Genomic DNA, 19,224 nt, shown 5'->3' on the forward strand with positions numbered 1-19,224 from the left:
CTGAGTTGAAGCGCAGCCCGCACCAGCAACTTCGGGATGCCGGCGCGCTCCGCCTTGCGATCGATTTCGGCCCAGGCGATCTTGCCAAGACCTGGTACCGACGGGTCGACTCGATAGGTCGATTCCTGCTCGACTACGGCGAGCACCGAGCAGATGTTTTCGGCACTGTGCTCGATTCGATGCACAGCAAATGCGGCATAGATGTCGGCCGCCCAGCCCGCGCGATCAGCGGTCTTCGGCGGCATCAATGCCACGATCTGCGCGCGCACCTGGTCTGGCGACGCTTGCGGTCGCACTACCTGCTGCTCGACCGCGCAGCCGGCGAGCAGGAGCGTGCCGCCGATGATTGCGGCCGACACAATGGAACGAAGCGTGTGCATGGTGCGAGCTTATCCTGCCGTGGCGACTCAGCGCGATACCTTGACCCGAGCGGAGTCGATACTGGCGCGAATTGCCGCGGCCTCGGGCAACTGACGCTCGGCGTCGCAGTGATCTTCGTGACAGCGGTACTCGGTGGCTAAGCTGGCAGCCTATCGATGACGCTGGCGCATCAAAGCAGCTCGTTGATCAAGTAATAAGCGTTGTCCTTCAGCTTGTGCCACAGGCCGCGCTTGCGCCATGCCTCGAGCTCGATTTCATGACATTGCGGCGCATATTTCTCGAACACGGCGTCGAGGCGTTGTGCGGTCGCCGCGTCGACGATGCCGATCGTGATTTCGTCGTTGGTCTCGAACGAGCGGTCGTCGAAATTGCTCGAACCGATCGCGCTCCATATGCCGTCGACAGTCATCACCTTCTGGTGCAGCAACGTATGCGGATATTCGAACAGGCGCACGCCGCAGCGCAGCAATTTCTCGAAGTTGCGGTGCCCGGCGTGCTGCACCATCGGGTTGTCCGAGCCGCCGGTAGAGGGCATCATCACCCGCACGTCGACCCCGCGCGCCACCGCCCGCCCAAAGGCGTCGATCGCCTCAGGTTCAGGAATGAAGTATGGGTTCTGAATGCGTATGCACTTGCGCGCCATGCAGATGGCGGTGTGGTGCAGCAGCTTCACCGCCGGCGCCGAGCCCACGGGTTTGAGGTAGGCGGCGTGGATCGACACCTCACCGGCCGGCTGCAGGGCGGGGAAAACATCGTCACCGACGAACACTTCGCCGGTGTTGCCGGTCCAGTTTTCGCTGAAGGCGGCCTGCACGCTGTTGACGATCGGGCCATGAAGGTGAACGCTCAGGTCGCCGTAGTGCTCGTGGTCTTGCGCGTCGCCGAGCCAGGTGTCGACGATGCAATGGCCGCCGACGAAGGCTTCTCGCCCGTCGATCACGCACAGCTTTCGGTGGTCGCGGTCATTCATCACGCCCAGGTTGCGTATGGCCCATTCGTGGAAGAACTCGACCCCGCAACCGGCGTCCCGCAAGCGCTGCACCACGGCCTTGCCGACTTCCTTGGAGCCCACCGCGTCCAGCATCACTCGCACCTGCTTGCCGGCGCGGGCGCGCTCGCACAGCGCGTCGGCCAGGCGTTGACCCAGCACGCCGTCCTTCCACAGGAATGTCTCGAAGTGCACCGAGTACTGTGCCGCCGCGATGCGCCGCAGCAGCACGTCAAAGAACTCGCCGTTCTCCAACACGGCAACCGAGTTGCCCGGCACCACGGTGCTCAAGCTCAGCCCGGCGAGTGAGTGGATCAACTGGTCAATCGGCGCGGCGCTCTCGATTTCGAGCTTCGGAGCGTGGTGACGCCGGATGGACCAGATGGCAAGCGCCAACAGCACGACGCCGAACACCGCGCCCGCGGCAACGTAGACGAAGATATCAGTCCAGATCGGGTCGCTCATCGTTCATGCTCTCGTTGAGATCAAGGCCGCTTTGTACCGTATGGCGATCAGCATGCGCGGCGCACCCGCTGGGCTTGGGCTCGATGCCCGACCGATTCTGACGGGCAGACGGGGCCATGGGCCGCTTCACCCGAAGCCGTGGGTCGCCGGGTTGCCAACTGTTCGCGCTGTGTACAAGTCAACAGAAACTCCCATGGAATCAGGCACACGACGCTGCTCTAATTCGCAGAGATCCCCTGTTACCGTCGCGCCCGGCGCGCACTTTGCTTTTCCATGGCTCCCCTTCCTGACTCTCTCATCGGCGTGGCCCTGGTCGAAGACTCCCCGCATTTCCGCGACGCTTTCAGCGCGGCCATCCGCGCCGCGCCCGACATGCAATTGCTCGGCGTCGCAGAAACGCGCGAGCAAGGCCTGAGGCTGCTCGACCAGCCTCCCGCTGATGTGCTGTTGGTCGATCTCGGCCTGCCCGATGGCTCGGGTATCGATGTGATGCGGGCTGCGCTGCAACGTTGGCCTCGTTGCAACATGTTGGTGAGCACTGTGTTCGGAGACGAGGCCCACGTCATGCAATGCCTGGCCGCAGGTGCCACTGGCTACGTGCTGAAAGACAGCTCCCCCGAAGGGATCACGCACGAACTGCGTACCGTTCACGCGGGGGGCAGCCCGATCAGCCCGCTGATCGCCCGCAAGCTGCTGGGGGTCTTTCGCCCTGAGTCGATCCCTGCCCCCACCGTGGCCGACGCATCGGGCCAGGCGCTCGTGTCGCTGTCAGGCAGAGAGACGCAGGTGCTGCAGTACGTGACCAAAGGCTTCACCTACGAAGAAATCGCTGGCCTGATGAGCATTTCCCGCAACACCGTGCTGAGCTTCGTACGGCGCATCTACGCCAAGCTCGAAGTGCGCTCGCAGATAGAAGCCATTGATGAAGCTCGACGCCAAGGCCTTCTGGCGTCGTAGGCGCCCCGCCCTCTGGGGTGTGCTGGCAGCGCTTGCGATCCTCGCCGTGCTCGGCGGCCTCTGGCTCGCGACCGGAGAAGGGCCCGGCGAGGGGCATGTCGCCGTAGCCCGGGTCAAGACCGTGGCGGGCGGCTCGTTCGCAGCGCCGGCGCATGTGCTCGACTTGCCAGCCGTGAATGCAGGCGAGTGGGCAAGCGCGGCGCTGCCTTACGCGCTGCCGCGTGGGGCCCGCGACAAGGCCTCGGCCGAAGTCAAGACTGTCACTTGGCTGCAGGTGTCGCTCGCCAACCTGACGCCCTCTTCCGGTGGCACGGTGTTGTATGTGCCGCGCTGGCAGGCCAAGGGGCAGATCGCGGTCTACGGCGACGAGAAGCTGGTGTACCGCTCGCGTGGCGACCCGCTGTGGAACGGCTTCAACCACCCGCTGTGGGTGGCTCTGGACACCGAGGGCACGCAGCCATTGCCGAAAGTGCTGTATCTGCGCATCGACAGCTTGGCGAGCGCGAGTGGGGCCGTCTCTTCACTGTGGGTGGGCTCTGCCGAGGCGCTGTTGCCGCGTTACCAATGGCGCAGGTGGTTGCAGACGGGCGTGACGCAGGCGATGAGCATCATCGTCTTGGGGCTGAGCGCCTACGCGTTCGCCGTGTGGTTGATGCGTCGGCGCGAACGGGTGTACCTCTACTTCTCGTTGTTCGCCTTCGTCTGGGTGCTGCGCAGCCTGCATTTCCATGTCGGCAACGAGCCGCTGCCGATCCCGCCTGCCTGGTTCGGCTGGATGACCATCACCTCGTCCAACGCGCTGCTGCTCACCTGGTATTTCTTTGTTGGCACCTTGGTGCCCGGCCTGCCGCGCTGGCTCGGGCGAGGGCTGCTGACGCTGCTGACGCTGTCGGCCATCGTCACGCTGCCCCCGCTGGCGGTGTACCCCCGCATCGACGCATTCGCCCCGCTGGCCTACTTGGTGACCATCAGCACCGGTATCCCGGCCGGTTTCGTGTTGGCGTGGTTTGCCTGGAAGCACGGCGGGCGCGAAGGCATTCTCGCCACCTCTGTCGGCTTGGTGCACGTGCCGGTCGCTCTGCACGACTGGCTGCTGCACAGCAGCCTCATCAGCCCCGAGGGCTACTACTTCTGGCCGATCTCGACTATAGCGAGGCTGCTGCTGTTCATCTACATCATCCTCAGCCGCTACACCGGTGCCGTCGATGAGGTCGAGCAGGCCAACCAGCGGCTCGAACAGCGTCTGCGCGAGCGTGAAGATGAGCTCGCCGTCACCTATGAACGCATGCGTCGCATCGAGCAACGAGAAACGCTGACCCAGGAACGGCAGCGGCTGATGCAAGACATCCACGACGGCATGGGTTCGCAGTTGATGACGGCGTTGAAGGTGGCCGAATCAGGTGCCCTCACAGAAGCCCAGGTGGCGCAGGTGCTGCGGGAATGCATAGACGATCTCAAGCTCACCGTCGACTCGTTGGAGCCGGTCGATGCCGATCTGCTTCTGCTGCTGGCGGCATTGCGCTTCCGGCTCGCACCGCGGCTTGAGGGCAGCGGCCTGCGGCTGCGTTGGGAAGTGTCAGACGTGCCAGCACTGAGTTGGCTAGACCCGCGAAGTTCGCTGCACGTGCTGCGCATCGTGCAAGAGGCCTTCACCAACGTGATCAAGCATGCTGGTGCGAGCGAGGTGCGTGTTTCCACCGGCCGAGAATGCGAGGGTGTCTTCGTGCAACTGGTGGACAACGGCGCCGGCTTCGACGCGTTGATGTCGACCGCGGGCCGCGGTCTGCGCAACATGCAGCGACGTGCCCGCGCCGTCGGTGGCGCGGTGTCGTGGAGCACAGACCCGAGCGGCGGCACGCGGTTCAGGCTCTGGCTGCCGTTGCAGCAGCCAGCACCGGCCACGGCGCAGCCGCCCTTGGCCGCACCCATGCCGACCTGATCACTTGAGCCGTCAAGCCTTCTTCGATTTGGCCAACGACTTCGCGAGATCCTTGTGCCGCTTGTGCTCGGCCTTCACGGCCTTGCGGTAGTCCTTCTCGTTCTGCTTGATCTTCTCGCGCTGCTCCTTGGGTAGCTGCTTCCAGTCTTCCTTGGAGAACGAGCCTTCCATCAGCACCTCGCCATCGTGGCCCATCAGCTCGGCGACCAAGGCACCCTTGTCGTCCTTGTTGATCGAGAAGGCTGCGGTGCCGGTGTTCTTCATCGTGAACTGCAGCAGCGGTACCGTCTTGTCGCCGTGCGCGGTGAGCACGATGTAGATGTTGTCGTGCTTGTCTTTGATGCGCTCGCTGATCACGCTGCCGGGCTGCACGTCACCGTAGTTGAGGGTGTACTTGTCCTCGATGTCGTGCTTCACGCTGCGCGCGATCAGCTTGGCCGGGTCGATGGTCTTCTGGATCGTCATGGTGGTCACGGTCGTCAGCGCGCCGCCTGCTGCGCCACCCAAGCCGGCGCCGGCACCGGCCAAAAAGGCCGATGCTGTGCCCGCTGTCGGTATGCCTGCTGCTGCACCCAGCACGCCGCCGACCACGCCGCCGACCACGCCGCCCGTCACGTCGATGGCGGCGAATCCTGCATCGGTCCACTTCTCGATTTTCTTGGTTTTCTTCTGGATCTCGCTCAGCATCTTCGGGTAGTCCTCTTTCTTCTTGAAGACCCACACGCGAATCTTCTTCAGCTCGAAGGTCTCTTTGCCCACGGTCTCCTTGTCGTCATCGGTGACGGTGCGCATGACGAAATTGCCGCTGCTGTCGTCGTCGTAGTACAGCGTGTAGGCCTGCGCCGGGGCGCTGGTGAAAAGAACGAGCGCGGCGGTGAGCGCAGACAGCGGGGGCGTGAACTTCACGGGGTTCTCCTGGAGATGATGGGTGGGGTTGACGAACCCGTTGAAGGAGCGGGCACGGCGGCCTTGCGAAGGCGCGCGGGAATTCTGTGGCGCTGCTGCCGCCGGCGATGTCGCTATCCGTAGCTACAGACGAACACGGCCGTCGTTTAGAGAATCGGCGTCGCGCGCGGTCGCACGACAGCGCGCGTGGGTTGCTGTGCCCGCTTTCTCTCGTTCTGTCGCTTACCCATGAGGTCGTTCCGAATGCATCACTGCGCCGCTCGTCGCCCGCTCCGGCGTTTGTCTCTGGCCCTGCTCGCGGCTTGTGCCTCAGGCCTCATTGAAGGCTGCGCCACGCCAGGCGACGCGGGCAAGCTGCCGGCGGCGCTGGCCGACCTGATGCCGAACACCCGGTTGGTGGCCGAGGTGCCGCTCAACAAGGTGAACACCACGTCGCGGCAGATCGCCATGGAAGGGCTGGTGGCGCTCGACGCCAAAGACTACCGCCGCGCCTCGGAGTTCTTCAACCTGGCGGTGAAAACCGACATGACCAACTCCTACCTGCACCTGCTCAATGCGGTGGCGTACCAGATGCGCGCCATCACCGGCGAGAGCAGCCTGCTGCCGTTGGCCGAGCAAGGCTTCCAGGCGGCGGTGCAGTTCGATTCCTCCAACTGGCTGGCGCGCTATTACGCGGGCCACCTGGCCATGGGTCAGCGCGACTACGCTCAGGCGCAAAAATGCTTTCTCGCCGCCGGCCTCTATGCCGGTGAGCGAGCGGAGTTGCTCTACGACCTGGCCGTGGCTTCGTACAACAACCACGACCCACGCACCGCGGCCGCGGCGCTCGAAGGCCTGCGTCGTTTGAGCCCGGTCGCGGCTACACAGCCCAACGCCCTGCGCGCGGCCGTGTTGGTGCATGCAGCACTCGACGAGCGCGACGAAGCCCAGGCCTCGCTGGCGCAGCTGCGTACCACCTCGACCGACAGCTTTGAGACTTCTCTCGTCGAGGCCCGTGCCGCCGCCTGGAACGACGCTTGGAGCCGCGCCCGCATGGTGAAAACGGCCGGTTTCGCGAAGAAGGCCGACGGCACGCCGGCCACCCCCGAGAAGGCAGAAAGGGCCGACAAGCCCGACGCCAACCCGCCTGCGGCCCCGGGGGCGCCCAAGCCGCGCGACCCGGGCGAGTTCGTCGACAAGCAGATGGCCTCGGTCGACGTGATCATCCTGAGCACCGAAGAAGACAACACCGACGCCGTCGGCATCAATCTGCTCGACGGCCTGAAGCTGCAGTTCGGCAACCCGATCACGCAGACCGGCGCCTTCACCCGCACCTCGACCAGCAGCACCGCCACCACCAGCGAAGCGGCCAGCACCGACCCGCGGCTGTCCACCAGCTCGACCGTCATCACCCGCCTTATCGGCATTCCTGCGCTCACCTACGACCTCAACATCGCCAACGCCAACGCCAAGCGCAACGAAGTGCTGGCGCGGCCCACGCTGGTGGCGCTGGCCAACCAGACCTCGACCTTCTTCTCGGGTGTCGACGTGGTCGGCGCGGCGGTGTCTGGCGGGCAGGGCAGCGCGGTGCAGATCCAGAAAGAAGTGGGCGTGAAGATGTCCATCACACCCGAGTTCCTGCCCGACGACCTGCTCAAGCTCAACGTCGTCGCCGAGCGCACCTTCCTCGCCATTCCCAGCACCTCGGTGAAGTTTGACTTCCGGCTCGACACCACCAAGACCATGGTGAATGCCAACGTGGTGATGAAGTTCGGCGAGACGCTGATCCTCTCGGGCTTGTCGGAGCGTGACCAGACCCGCGACCGCGACGGCACGATGGGCCTGCAGGACGTGCCGGCGCTCAAGTATTTGTTCTCGCGCTCGGTCACGCGCAACTACACCAAGTCGATCCTGATCCTGGTGACGCCACGCCGGGCGCAGTACACCGACCGCTCGGCCGCCGCCATCGACGCCGAGCGCGCCAAGCTCGGCGAGGACGACAAGGCCATGCTCGAGTTCGAAGACAAGCACCGCCCGTGGTTTCGGCCCGTGCCCAACATCGGCGAGGCCACGCGCCAGCTCGAGCGCGGCAGCTTCATGCGTGAGTTCCGAAGCGGCGACCTGATCGGCCCGGCCAGCCGCATCAGCTCGCGCGAAGTCGGTCTCGTGGCCGCGGTGAAGCAGCTCTTCAACTGAGCGCGCGAGGAGCCGTCGTGAAGCGCGTGCTCGCGCTGCTGGCTGCAGGTCTGGTCGGGTTGTGTGCCACGACCGTGGCCTGGGCCATCACCTTGGCCGAGGCCGGCTTCCGGCCTGTGCCGGGCGCCGCCGCGACGCAGCTGTCGGTGGGGCAAGACGGCACGGTGTTCGCAGTCGCGCTCGATGGCCACGTATGGCGCCGTCGCCCCGCCGGCCCGCGTGCGCCCTGGGCGCGCCTGCCCGGCCAGCTCGTGCGCGTGGCCGCATCGAGCGCCACACGCGCCTGGGCGCTCGACGATGGCGGCCAGCTGCTGCGCTACGACGGCACCTGGTGGCGCCCGATGAACTTCATCGCCACCGACGTCGCCACCGGCGTGCGCGATGCCAGCTTCGCCATCGATGCGCAAGGCCGTCTGTTTTCGCTCGATGCGCGGTCGGGCCTGCCCACCGCGATGGTTGCGCCCGGCGAGTTGCGGCGCGTGGCCGTCGACGAGCGCGGCCTGCCCTGGGTGGTGCAGGCGGGTGGCCAGGTGCAGCGCTTCAATGGCTTCGGGTGGACGGCACTGCCTGGCGATGCGCTCGACATCGCCGCCGCGGCCGGGCGCATTTACATCGTCACGCGCGCAGGGGTCTTGCAGCGCTGGGACGCGTTCCAGGGCCAGTGGCTCGCGCTTGCCGAAGGTGTGGCCGCGGTGGCCGCCGCGCCCGATGGCTCGCCCTGGGTGCTCACGCCGCAAGGCGCGCTGTGGGCCGCAAACCCCGACACGCGACGCGGCGACGTGAGGCCGGTCGGGCCGGCGCCGGTGTTTCGCGAGTTGCTGCCATGGCGCCGCGTGAAGGGCAATGCCGAGCAGGTGGCGAGTGCGGCCAACGGTGCGGCCTATGCGCGCAGTGCAAGCGGCGAGGTCTGGGCCTGGAGTGGCCAGCAGCGCTGGACCTCGCTGCCCGGCCGCTTCAAGCGCATCGCCGCCGACCCGGCCGGCGTGCCTTGGGGCGTTGCCAGTGACGGACGCGTGTTTCAGTACCGCGGCAACTTCTGGCGCCCCGTTGGCGGCGAGGTCGTGGCGACCGACATCGCCATCGGTGCCGACGACGCAGTGTGGGTGTTGCAGGCCGACGGCCTGCCCATGCGCTGGAACGCGCTGCGCAACGAGTGGATTGCGGTGCAACCCGCCATCGACGCGCGCCAGCTTGCGGTCGACCCGCTAGGCCACCCGTGGATCGTCGACCCGCAGGGCGAGGTGTGGCAGCACGACGGCGCGGCGTGGCTGCGACAGCCGGGCGTTGCGGCCCGCGGCATCAGCATCGCGCCTGAAGGGCGCGTGCTGGTGGCCGGTGTGGACGGCAGGCCCTGGCGCTTCGACGCCTCGGCCGCGCAGTGGGTGCAACTCAACGGCGATGCCGCCACGGTCAGCGCCGGGCCCTCGGGCCGGCTGTGGATCACCACCCCGCAGGGCGGACTGTTCGCGCTCGCCTCAATGCTGGCCGACACGACCGAGGTGCCGCGCGTGAGCCTGCCCGCGGGCGGCACGCCGGTGGCACACGACACGCTCACGGCAGTGCCCACGCCCCCTGGCGGCGGTGGTGCAGCGGCCGGCCGGCGGGACGCTCCCCTAAGCTTCCAGCGACTCAGCGGCACCGGCCGCCTGCTCGCCATCGGCGCCGAGGGCAGCGTCTTTCTCACCGGCTTCGACAGCAATCTCACGCGCTGGAGCAACCGGCGCAACGCCTTCCTTTCCTTCCCCGGCCAGGCCCTGCGCATCGCCGTCACCCCGACGGGCCGGCCCTGGGGCGTCACGACCCGCGGCGAGGTCTACCGGCACGACGGCCTGCGCTGGCAGCGCGTCTACAACATCGTTGCGCAAGACATCGCCATCGGCTACGACGGCACCGTGATGGTCGCCGACGAGCGCGACGCGCTGCAGCGCTACCGCCCGGCTGACGACCGCTTCGAGCGCGTGACCGATGCCGACGAAAACGGCACGCTGCCGGCCGGGCTCAAGCTCGCCGTCAACCCTGCCGGCAGGCCCTGGACCATAGGCCGCGATGGCTACGTGCGCCGCTGCGAGCGCGGCCCCTGCGAGCGGCTGCCGCAGCGCGCCAGCGAGATTGCCATTGGCCCCGAAGGCACGGTGATGGTGGTCGACGCCAACCACGCCCTGCTGCGCTGGAACCCGTCCAACGCGCGCTTCGAGCTGCTGCGCACCGGCGCCGAACCGCTGGCGGCGGTGGCGGTTGGCCCGCTCGGCAAGCCTTGGGTCGTGAACGGCAAGTTTGAGGTCTGGGCCGCGGGCTTCTTCGAGCGCGACGAGTCGCAAGACTTCGGCCTGGCCGCGGCCAGCGGCAACACCATCGCGCCTGATGCGCCGCCGGTGTTCACCTTCACCAGCAACCTGGTGATGGACGAGGTGACCTGGACCGGCGGCGCGATGACCGTGCGGGCGCTGGCCATCGGCGCCAGCGGCAAGGTGGTGGTGCTCAAGACCAACGGCATCGCGCTGCCGTGGAACGTGCTCGTCTACGACCCGCAGCGCAAGAAGTTTGTCACCGACGGCAGCGTGCCCTTTCCGCCCGTGGCGAGCCCACCCACCGGCGTGGGTGCCGCACTCGCACCCGACGACACGCTGTGGGCGTGGCAGGTGCCGGCCAACATCGGCGACCCGGTGAAGGTGTGGCGCTTCGTCAACCGAAGCTGGTCGGCCGTGCCGGGCCTGACCAGCGACGCCGCCTTCGTGCTCACAGACTTCAATGTCGCCTTTGGGCGCGACGGCCTGGTGCTGGCCACCAGCCCTGCCATCAAGAAGCTCTTCCAGTACGACGTGGCGGCCAACCGTTTCGTGCCCTATGCGCTGCAGATCAACGCGCAACCCTTTGCCGTCGAGATCGACCCCTCAGGCCACGTGTGGGTGGTCGCGGGCTTCAGCCCCAAGGTCTACGAGTTTGACGGCGCGAGCTTTCAATTGCACACCGCGCCCAGCGTCACCGGCGACGTGTGCATAGGCCCGTCCAACGGCTGCCTGGCCATCGGGGCCAACGGCTCGGTGCTGAGCTGGATCTCCGTCGGTTTCGGCCAGGGCCAGCCGGTGCGCTGGAACCCGCTCAGCCGTGCCTGGGACCGCCTCACGCTGACCTTGCTTCCTGCCCAACCTTCGGTCGACATCCGCAAGGTGGCCGTCGCGCCCGATGGCCGGGTGTGGGTCGTGGACTTTCAAGGGAAGGTTTTCCGTGCCCGCTGATGGCTGAGCGTTTGAGCGCGTTGAGGGCTGCCCGTTACCCGAACAGATCGCGCAGCACGCTCCACAGCGCGAACGCGGCGAGCAGTGCACCGAAGACCCACAGCATTCGATTCGAGCGGCGGCGCTCGGCTTGCGCCTGAGGGCTGTTGGGCAGGTACTCGCGCCCGGCGTTGAGCACGCGGAACGCATCTGCGAACGCCGCATGGCGCACTGTGCACATGAAGCGCGCCGACTCAAACGCAGACGCGGTGTCGTCGCTGAAGTCGAACGCGATCGTCACGTCGCTCTGCGGCGGCACTCGAAAGCGCTGGGTCTGATCCCAGACCGCGCGCGATTGCGCCCACGCGATCAGGCCGAACACTGCACCGATGCCCAGCTCCACAAGCACTCGCGTGGCACGGGCATGGAACAGGTCTCCGAGCGCCAGGTACAGAAGAAACAGCGCAGCCAGTGCCGGAAAAACGGCGCCCAGCATGTCCATCGTCGCGAAGCTGGAGATCAGGTCTGACGTCATGGTGCGCTTCTCTTCCTGCGCACGGTGCCGTGCAATACACGTGTCGCAGAAGGGCACGGCGATCGACGTGACGACATAGCGCGTGGGGCCGTCGGAGTCGGGTTGGCGAAAAACCTTGGCGTAGGTGAGTGGCTTCTTGGCCGCGCTGCCGCAGTTTGGACACAAGGGTGGGAACTGCAGGCTGCTCAACCTGCCACTTAAGGTGTAGCGGTGCTGATGCGGCGCCAACTCGGACGCGTTGTCTTGTGGCTCGAAGCGTGTCATTCGCCCGAGCTTAGCGTGACGGCTAAGGCAACGCTGAACAAGCCCCTCGCGAACGGCGCATCCTCGCTTTGGGCGTCCTGCGGCGTTGCAAATGCTCGCGATACCTGCGGGTATCGCTGCGCTTTGCGCCTTGCAATCCATCCCAAACCGAGGCGCGCCGCCTCGCGGGGACTTATTCAGCGTCGCCCTAAAGCGACCCCACCCGTGAAGGAAGCCCGGTAAGCGCGGGCATTCCACGACTGGCGCCGGCCGTGTCTTGGCTAGACTTCAGCGTGTAACTTTCACTTACATTTTTCGCGCATGGCGATTCGCAGTCCTCTGCCGCTGTCCCTGCCCACCACCGCGTGGGCGGCCTTGCTGGAGGCCAGCACGGAGCTGTTGGCTCTGCTGGACCGGCAGGGTGTCGTCTTGTGGGTCAACACTGCCATGCTGCGGGCCGTCGGCGTGCACGCGCAGGCTGCCGCTGCGCAGACGCTTGCGCAAGTGCTTGCGCTGAACGAGCACGAACCCGTGCAAGCTCGGCGGCTGGCCGATGCCTTGCTCGCAGGCCAAGCGCTGCAGTTGAGCGAGCTTTGCTGGCGCGATGCCGACAGTGCGACGCGCACGGCGGAAGCGAGCCTGAGACCGCTTCGCGATGAAGAAGTGCTGCACGACCCAAGCTGCGACGCGCGCTGGCTCTGGACGATGCACGACACCACCGAGCTCACGCGCTTGCGGGCCGAAACGGCACGGATCAGCGAGCGTCTGGAGCGTGCCCAGGAGTTCGGCCGCCTCGGCCTCTTCGAGCGCGAACTGCCGATGGGCCTTGGCCACTGGGACGCCAACATGTTCCGCATGTGGAACCTCGACCCTGCCAAGGGCGCGCCCGACTTCAACACGTTTGTGGCTCGTATCCACCTCGACGACCGCCCTGGGTTGGACTACCGCGAGGCCGCCAAGACACCGGGCAAGTACGCCAAGCGCTACCGGATCATCTCGCCCAGCGGGCAGTGGCGCCACGTGCATGCGCAGTGGGAGGTGAAGGCCGGCCCCGACGGCACGCCGAACATCATCACGGGGGTGATGGTGGATGACACCGAGGTCTACGAGCTGGCCGAATCGTTCAACACCACGAGCGAGCAGCTCAAGCTGGCCGTCGACCTGGGCAACATCGCCATTTGGCGGCGTGACCTTCGCACCAACCGAATCCACTACAACGACAAGAGCTTCGAGGTGCTCGGCATCACGCCGCGGCCCGAGGGCCTGGCCGTCGAAGAAGTGCGTGCGCTGATCCACCCGGACGACATTCGCCGCGCGATGGCCGCGGCCGTCGAATCCCGGAACATCGACCGACCCGTGGACCTGGAGGCGCGCTACCGGCGGCCCGATGGGACGTACCGCTATGTGCTCACGCGCCGTGTGGTGCGGCGAAATGCCGATGGCGAGCCCATCGAGTTCGTGGGCGTGGCGCTGGACGTCACCGAGCAGGTGGCCGAGACCCGGCGCGCCCAGGAGCTGGCCCGGCGGCTCGAAGTGGCGGCGTCTGCCGCGGGGCTGGGCATCTGGAGCCGCGAGCCCGGCCTTGAGCGCGGCGAGTGGAACGCACAAATGTTCGAGATGATCGGGCGGCCGCGGTCGCTGGGCGTGCCGCGGCGCACCGAGTGGCTGAACGAAGTGGTCCACCCTGATGACCGCGAACGCATGCGCACGGCGCACGCCGAGTTGTTCGCCACGGAAGACATTACCGTGGAGCATGAGTACCGCATCGTGCGGCCGGACGGCGAGGTGCGCTGGCTGGTCAGTCGGGCGCGCCACGAGGCGCGCGAGGGAGGGGCTGTGCAGTTCGGCATTGCGATCGACGTGACCGAGCGCCAGGAGAAGCTGGTGGCGCAACGTGAGAGCCAGGCCAAATCAGAATTCCTCGCGCGCGTGAGCCACGAGCTGCGCACGCCACTGAACGCAGTGCTCGGCTTCGCGCAGCTGCTTCGGGTGGACCCTCAGCTGGCCGCCTCTGCGTCGCTTCAGAAGGTCGATCACATCCTGTCGGCGGGTGAGCACCTGCTGTCGTTGATCAACGATGTGCTTGACCTGTCGAGCCTGGAAAGCGGCGAGGTGAGGCTGGCCCTGGGCCCGGTGCGCTTGGGTGATGTGTTGCAGGAAGCCTGGGCGCTGGTCGAGCCGGCTGCCCGTGAAGCCGGCGTCAGCGTCCAGGTCGACGAGACCGATGTGGTCGTGCGGGCCGACCGGATTCGCGCTCGTCAGGTGGTGATCAACTTGCTGAGCAACGCGGTCAAGTACAACACCGCGCGCGGGCGCATCCATGTCAGCGTGAGCGCGCGCGACAGAGACGGCGGCAATTCAGTGGTGCTGACGGTGGCCGACACCGGGCGCGGCATGACGCGCCAGCAGATGGCGCATCTGTTCGAGCCGTTCAACCGCCTGGGTGTCGAGCACGAAGGCATCGAAGGCGCCGGTGTCGGGCTGTCTGTCGTGAAGGCCCTGGTTGAACGCATGGGCGGGTCGGTGCGGGTGGAGAGCACGCCTGGCGTGGGCTCTCGTTTCGAAGTTCGCCTGCCGCTGCATGTGGGGACCGTCGAAGTTGAGGAGGCGCCGCCCCCCTCGGCAGAGGCTGCAGCGATGCCACCCGAGGTCTTGCCTGTGGCACGGCTTGATCGCCCGGGTCGCGTGCTCTACATCGAAGATAACCCTGTCAACGCCTTGCTGGTCGAAGAGATGGTTCGCCACCACGCGGGCCTGCAAATCGAATCGGTGGCCAGTGGGCTTGCGGGCGTGGCGCGCGCCGACGCAACCCAGCCTGACCTGATCCTGATCGACATGCAGTTGCCTGACATCCATGGCCATGAAGTGTTGAGCCGGCTGCGCGCGCAGCCCTCTACCGCGGGCATACGCTGTATTGCGCTGTCGGCCAACGCCATGCCCGAGGACATCGCCCGCGCGACAGCGGCCGGCTTCTCCGACTACTGGACCAAGCCCATCCACCTGGCCACCTTCCTGGCCGCTCTGGATCGCCTGTTTCCGGGGTGATCGCGTCGCGGAGCATCGACAGCTCAACAGGTGAGATGCATGCCATGACCTCTGAGGTCATTGCCTCGCCAGGCTGCGTTCCCTATGCTTGACCCATGGAACTGTTGCAGGCGCCGTCCCCCACGCAAGGCTTCCCGTTCGGCGCGGTGTTGAGGCATTGGCGAATGCTGCGTGGGCAAAGCCAGATGGCGCTCGGGCTGTCAGCCGACGTCTCCACACGCCATGTCAGCTACCTGGAGACCGGGAGGGCGCAACCCAGTCGCGACATGGTGCTTACCTTGGCCCAGGCACTCGACGTGCCCTTGCGTGAGCGAAACCACTGGCTGGTGGCCGCGCGGTATGCGCCCTTGTACCGAGAGACGCCGTTGGATGCGCCGGCGCTCGGGCCGGTGCGCGACGCACTGCAGCTCTTGCTCACGGCGACCGAACCGAACCCGACCTTTGTCGTCAACCGGCGTTACGACATCCTCGATGCGAACCCGACCGGTCATTGGCTGACCTCAACGTTTTCGCTGGACCTCACCCGGTTTTCGTCGCCGCTGAACATGGCGCAGCTGCTCATCGACCCGCAAGGCATGAAACCGTTCGTTGAAAACGGAGAAGACGTGGCACGCAAGGTGCTCGGCCGCCTGCGCCGCGACCTGGGCAGTGCGCCTACGCGCGACGCGGTAGACACCACCCTGTTGGAGCAGGCTGATAAAGCCTGGAAGGAACTCTCCTTGCCGTCCACCTCTGTAGAGGCGCTGCCGCTGATGGTCGGCGTGCGCCTGCGCAGAGGCGATCTGGCGTTGAATCTGTTCACGACGATCGCGACCCTGGGCACGCCACTCGACGTGACCCTGCAAGAGATTCGGATCGAGACGCTCTTCGCTGCCGATGCGGCGACCAAGCGCGTGCTGACAGAGCGCTCTGTCACACCGACGCCGGCTGTGCTGCCGCAGCAAAGTGGTACAGCGATCGGATTCGCCCCGCCTCGTTGAGGACGAAGACGTCTTGGCCTCGCGCCTCGGCCTGCCCGCCGTCTCGCGGCACCATCTCCCACGGAAAGATGATGAGGTTGTTGTGGGCATCGAGCTGGTCTGTGGCCCGGAAGATGCAGCGCTTGGCTTGCACCCATTCCAGGTGTGCGCGGTCTACGCGTTGAATGATGTCTGCAATGCCCCGCACGATGAAGCGGCGTGAGATGTTCTCAGCGTCGTCGGCCCACAGCCCTTGCACGATCGCGTGGCGCCGATCGGCGTCGGGCTCATGCCACATGCTCAGATAGCGCGTGATGACATCGTTGGTTTGCTTGGGGTCCAGGTTCATGTGTTCGCTCCAGTACGGTTAGGGTTTGCTGGGATTCAAGGCATCGAGATCACGACCTTGCCGAACGACTGCCCACGCATGAAATGCCGGTAGGCTTGCTTCGCTTCTGAGAAGCCGAACACCTGCTCGATCACAGGGCGCAAGCGCGTCTGCTCGATGGCCCGGTTCATGGCCTCGAAACTGTCGCGGTTGCCCACGAAGACGCGCCGGATGGTCGCCATCGTGGCCGAGTAGGCCTGGGCTGAAATCTCGATGTTGGGCTTGTGCATGCCGCGGGCGATGAGCAGCATGATCTGGCCATGCAGGCCGACGGCGCGCACCGATTGCTCGATGGTGTCGGCGCCAAAGGTTTCAACCACCAGATCGACCCCGCGGGCGCCGTTGGCCTCGCGCACCACCTTGCCCCATTCCGGTTGCTCGGCGTAGTTGATGACCACATCGGCGCCCAGGGCCTTGAGCCGTTGTGCTTTCTCGGGCGTGGACGTGGTGGCGATCACGCGGGCGCCGGCAGCCTTCGCGAATTGCATTGCAAACGTCGAGACCCCACCGGAGCCAAGCGTGAGCACCGTCTGACCGGCTGTCACGGGCACCGGGCCATTGATGCAGTTCCAGGCCGTGACGCCGGCGCAGGGCAGGGTGGCAGCCTCCTCCCATGACAGATGCGCCGGCACGCGCACGGCCCACTCTTGGTCGAGTACCGCGTATTCGCCGAGCATGCCGTCGAGGGCGCATCCGAGTTGGTCGAACACGTCGAAGTCGATCGGCCCGCTCTTCCAGCGCGCGAAGTAGTGGCCTGCTACACGATCACCGATGCGCCACCGTGTCACCTGCTTGCCCACCGCGACCACCTCGCCGGCTCCATCACTCAGCGGCACCACACCGGGGCGGGCCGGCAGGGGATACGTCCCCTGAAGGATGAAGAGGTCGCGCTTGTTGAGCGACGCAGCGCGCACCCGAACCCGTATGTCGGTCGGCCCGACCCGCGGGGTCTCGCGCTCCAGCACTGCGAGCCCGTCTGGGTCGCCAGCTCTTTCGATGATGTAGGTCTGCATGGTGGGCGTGACGTGTGGTGTTGATGCTCGCCATGCTGAAGGCGCTCCGCGCATCTGTCGATAACGTCGGAGGTGATGACGCCTTGCTAGCCGTTCCATGGCTCCGTTCGCCCCGAGGTATCGAAGGGCAGCGCAGTGCACCAGCGCACCCTTCCATACCTCAGGTCAAACGGAGTTTGAACATGGGGGAGGTCTTTGTTGTCGACGCCGCTGGGCCTGGAATGCCGGTCGTGGCAAGCTTGCGACCGCAAGAAGATCGCGGCAGATGACCCATAGGCGCAACAGTCAGCATGAGTGAAGGCCCTGCAACCCAAGATCCCGAGCTGCTGCGCCGCTTGCTGCGCGCGAAAGACCGCATGGACGCCGCTTCGCAAGAGGCCTGGCCCGTCCAACGGCTCGCTGAGGTGAGCGGCGTCTCCGAGGCCCACTTCGCGCGATCGTTCAAGCAAGCCTTCGGCACGCCGCCCCACCGCTACCTGCTTACGCGGCGCATTGAGCGGGCGACGGCACTGCTGCGCGACACCGAGCTGCCCATCACCGACATCGCCTTCCAAACCGGATGGGAGAGCCTGGGCACGTTCGGGCGCACCTTCCGCGACATCACCGGTGAGAACCCAAGCGCCGTGCGCTCGCGCGCCAGAGCCACGGCGCACGAGCTGGGCCGTGTGCCCGCGTGCATCGTGAGCGCCGCGCACAGGCCCGACCTCAGAACCGCAGTTTCGGAGAAGCGGCGCCAGGAAGCCGACGGTATAAATGGATCCCAAGAAAAGGAGATTCCATGAACCAAGGTGTTGAAGTTGTTGGCCTGTACGTGCGAGACCATGACGAGGCGCTCGCGTTTTATGTCGAGAAGCTGGGCTTTCGCGTGCACACCGACGTGCGCAACGGTGACTACCGATGGCTCACGGTGCAGCACCCCGAGCAGCCGTCGTTTCAGCTCGGCCTGTTCACGCCGGGGCCGCCCACGCTTGACGCCGCGACAGCGCAGGCGCTGCGCGCCATCGTGGCCAAAGGGGCGATGCCGCCGATGGTGCTGACGGTGACCGATTGCCGTGCGGCCCACGCCCAGATGCGCGAGCGCGGGGTTGAGTTCACGCAGGAGCCCATAGACCGCTTCGGCACGGTCGATGCGGGCTTTCGCGACCCATCAGGCAACGGCTGGAAGATGATCCAGGCGCGCCGCTGAGGAGACCACCCCATGAAGAAGAGCCCATTGACGAGCGCCGAGCCGGCCGCTGAGCTGATAGACGCAAAGATCCAAGCCCTGGGCGATTGGCGGGGCGAGATGCTCGGCCGTCTGCGTGCCCTGATCAAGGAGGCCGTGCCCGAGGTGATCGAAGAGTGGAAGTGGGCCACGCCCGTGTGGTCGCACCACGGGATTATCTGTACTGGCGAGACCTACAAGAAGGCCGTGAAGATGACCTTCGCCAAGGGAGCCGCTGTGGCAGACCCGGCGGGCCTCTTCAACTCAAGCCTCGAAGGCAATGTCAGGCGTGCCATCGACTTCCACGAAGGCGAGAAGCTGAACAAGACGGCGCTGAAGGCGCTGGTCCGGGCTGCTGCGGCTTTGAACCAAGCGGCCTCTGGCTGAGAGATCCATCAGGAATGGAAATGCTCCTACACACGCACAGCACCTGCGCTGACGCTTGAAAGACCTTACGCCACGCAACATCCGCGTACGCATCGCCGGGGGCGGTGCAGACACAAAACCTGGAGATGACGATGAAGAAACTGATCGCTGCGATTGCCGTTCTGATGCTCGCGAACGTTGCCTTTGCCCAAGCGGGCACGGCTGTCAAGGAATCTGGAAAGGCCGTGGCCGAGACGGCCAAGCAGGGCACGGAAAACACCAAGGCCGCGATGTCGTCTGAGCCGAAGAAGACCGTGCACAAGGCCAAGGCCAAGGTTCACAAGGCCAAGGCCAAGAATCACCGCGAAAACGCGAAGGATGCGGCCAAAGAGACGACGAATTAAGGTCCGGTCTCAAACCGCAGACGGGCTGTCGCCCGGTGGGG

The 19,224-nt window shown here is 66.0% G+C and carries 16 protein-coding genes; 10 read left to right on the plus strand and 6 right to left on the minus strand.

Annotation, left to right across the window (positions count from 1 at the left end; translation table 11 throughout):
* Together AC30QB_RS09270 and AC30QB_RS09275 are read right to left on the minus strand one after the other, a co-directional pair.
* On the minus strand, positions 1–380 hold a 380-nt coding region (locus tag AC30QB_RS09270; RefSeq protein WP_489545923.1), incomplete at its 3' end, for a DUF1615 family protein.
* A 170-nt stretch (positions 381–550) separates the two neighbouring features.
* The gene (locus AC30QB_RS09275; protein WP_489545924.1) at positions 551–1,834 is read right to left on the minus strand and encodes a phospholipase D-like domain-containing protein; all 1,284 of its coding nucleotides are present in this window, start codon (positions 1,832–1,834) and stop codon (positions 551–553) included.
* 273 nt (positions 1,835–2,107) lie between these two features.
* Here AC30QB_RS09275 and AC30QB_RS09280 point away from each other — a divergent pair, with 273 nt between their 5' ends.
* Entirely contained in the window at positions 2,108–2,791 is a 684-nt protein-coding gene (locus AC30QB_RS09280) for a response regulator (protein ID WP_489545925.1), read from the plus strand.
* Positions 2,757–4,730 carry a sensor histidine kinase gene (locus AC30QB_RS09285; RefSeq protein ID WP_489545926.1) on the plus strand — a complete coding sequence of 658 codons (1,974 nt, stop codon included), beginning with the start codon at positions 2,757–2,759 and terminating at the stop codon, positions 4,728–4,730. The genes AC30QB_RS09280 and AC30QB_RS09285 overlap by 35 nt, the downstream gene beginning before the upstream one ends.
* Positions 4,731–4,742: 12 nt before the next feature.
* On the opposite strand, the gene AC30QB_RS09290 is transcribed toward AC30QB_RS09285, so the two are convergent.
* On the minus strand, positions 4,743–5,636 hold the full coding sequence (locus AC30QB_RS09290) for a hypothetical protein (protein ID WP_489545927.1): 894 nt from the start codon (positions 5,634–5,636) through the stop codon (positions 4,743–4,745).
* A gap of 279 nt (positions 5,637–5,915) precedes the next feature.
* On the opposite strand from AC30QB_RS09290, the gene AC30QB_RS09295 reads away from it, so the two are divergent.
* Together AC30QB_RS09295 and AC30QB_RS09300 are read left to right on the plus strand one after the other, a co-directional pair.
* Positions 5,916–7,811 carry a hypothetical protein gene (locus AC30QB_RS09295; protein ID WP_489545928.1) on the plus strand — a complete coding sequence of 632 codons (1,896 nt, stop codon included), beginning with the start codon at positions 5,916–5,918 and terminating at the stop codon, positions 7,809–7,811.
* A 17-nt stretch (positions 7,812–7,828) separates the two neighbouring features.
* Entirely contained in the window at positions 7,829–11,047 is a 3,219-nt protein-coding gene (locus tag AC30QB_RS09300) for a hypothetical protein (protein ID WP_489545929.1), read from the plus strand.
* A 34-nt stretch (positions 11,048–11,081) separates the two neighbouring features.
* Here the strand turns inward: AC30QB_RS09300 and AC30QB_RS09305 are convergent, their stop codons facing one another.
* Positions 11,082–11,825: a hypothetical protein gene (locus AC30QB_RS09305; protein WP_489545930.1), complete on the minus strand. Its 744-nt coding sequence runs from the start codon at positions 11,823–11,825 to the stop codon at positions 11,082–11,084.
* A 300-nt stretch (positions 11,826–12,125) separates the two neighbouring features.
* Here AC30QB_RS09305 and AC30QB_RS09310 point away from each other — a divergent pair, with 300 nt between their 5' ends.
* Together AC30QB_RS09310 and AC30QB_RS09315 are read left to right on the plus strand one after the other, a co-directional pair.
* Positions 12,126–14,849, plus strand: coding sequence for a hybrid sensor histidine kinase/response regulator (locus AC30QB_RS09310; protein WP_489545931.1), 2,724 nt, complete (start codon positions 12,126–12,128; stop codon positions 14,847–14,849).
* 95 nt (positions 14,850–14,944) lie between these two features.
* Positions 14,945–15,829 (plus strand): helix-turn-helix domain-containing protein, encoded by an 885-nt coding sequence (locus AC30QB_RS09315; RefSeq protein WP_489545932.1) that lies wholly within the window; start codon positions 14,945–14,947, stop codon positions 15,827–15,829.
* Here AC30QB_RS09315 and AC30QB_RS09320 read toward each other — a convergent pair.
* Complete coding sequence (locus tag AC30QB_RS09320) at positions 15,762–16,157, minus strand: hypothetical protein (RefSeq protein ID WP_489545933.1); 396 nt, start codon at positions 16,155–16,157, stop codon at positions 15,762–15,764. The two genes, AC30QB_RS09315 and AC30QB_RS09320, sit on opposite strands and share 68 nt — an antisense overlap.
* Before the next feature lie 35 nt (positions 16,158–16,192).
* Positions 16,193–17,209 (minus strand): zinc-dependent alcohol dehydrogenase family protein, encoded by a 1,017-nt coding sequence (locus AC30QB_RS09325; RefSeq protein ID WP_489545934.1) that lies wholly within the window; start codon positions 17,207–17,209, stop codon positions 16,193–16,195.
* Between the two features lie 290 nt (positions 17,210–17,499).
* Between AC30QB_RS09325 and AC30QB_RS09330 the strand changes: the two genes are divergently transcribed.
* From AC30QB_RS09330 to AC30QB_RS09345, 4 genes are all read left to right on the plus strand, one after another.
* Entirely contained in the window at positions 17,500–17,991 is a 492-nt protein-coding gene (locus tag AC30QB_RS09330; RefSeq protein ID WP_489545935.1) for a helix-turn-helix domain-containing protein, read from the plus strand.
* Positions 17,988–18,395 carry a VOC family protein gene (locus AC30QB_RS09335; RefSeq protein ID WP_489545936.1) on the plus strand — a complete coding sequence of 136 codons (408 nt, stop codon included), beginning with the start codon at positions 17,988–17,990 and terminating at the stop codon, positions 18,393–18,395. Before AC30QB_RS09330 ends, AC30QB_RS09335 begins: the two co-directional genes overlap by 4 nt.
* A 12-nt stretch (positions 18,396–18,407) precedes the next feature.
* Complete coding sequence (locus AC30QB_RS09340; RefSeq protein ID WP_489545937.1) at positions 18,408–18,800, plus strand: DUF1801 domain-containing protein; 393 nt, start codon at positions 18,408–18,410, stop codon at positions 18,798–18,800.
* Between the two features lie 131 nt (positions 18,801–18,931).
* The gene (locus AC30QB_RS09345; RefSeq protein WP_489545938.1) at positions 18,932–19,183 is read left to right on the plus strand and encodes a hypothetical protein; all 252 of its coding nucleotides are present in this window, start codon (positions 18,932–18,934) and stop codon (positions 19,181–19,183) included.
* Positions 19,184–19,224: the final 41 nt, after the last annotated feature.

This window comes from Rhizobacter sp., assembly GCF_046595475.1.
Classification (GTDB): Bacteria; Pseudomonadota; Gammaproteobacteria; order Burkholderiales; family Burkholderiaceae_C; genus Rhizobacter.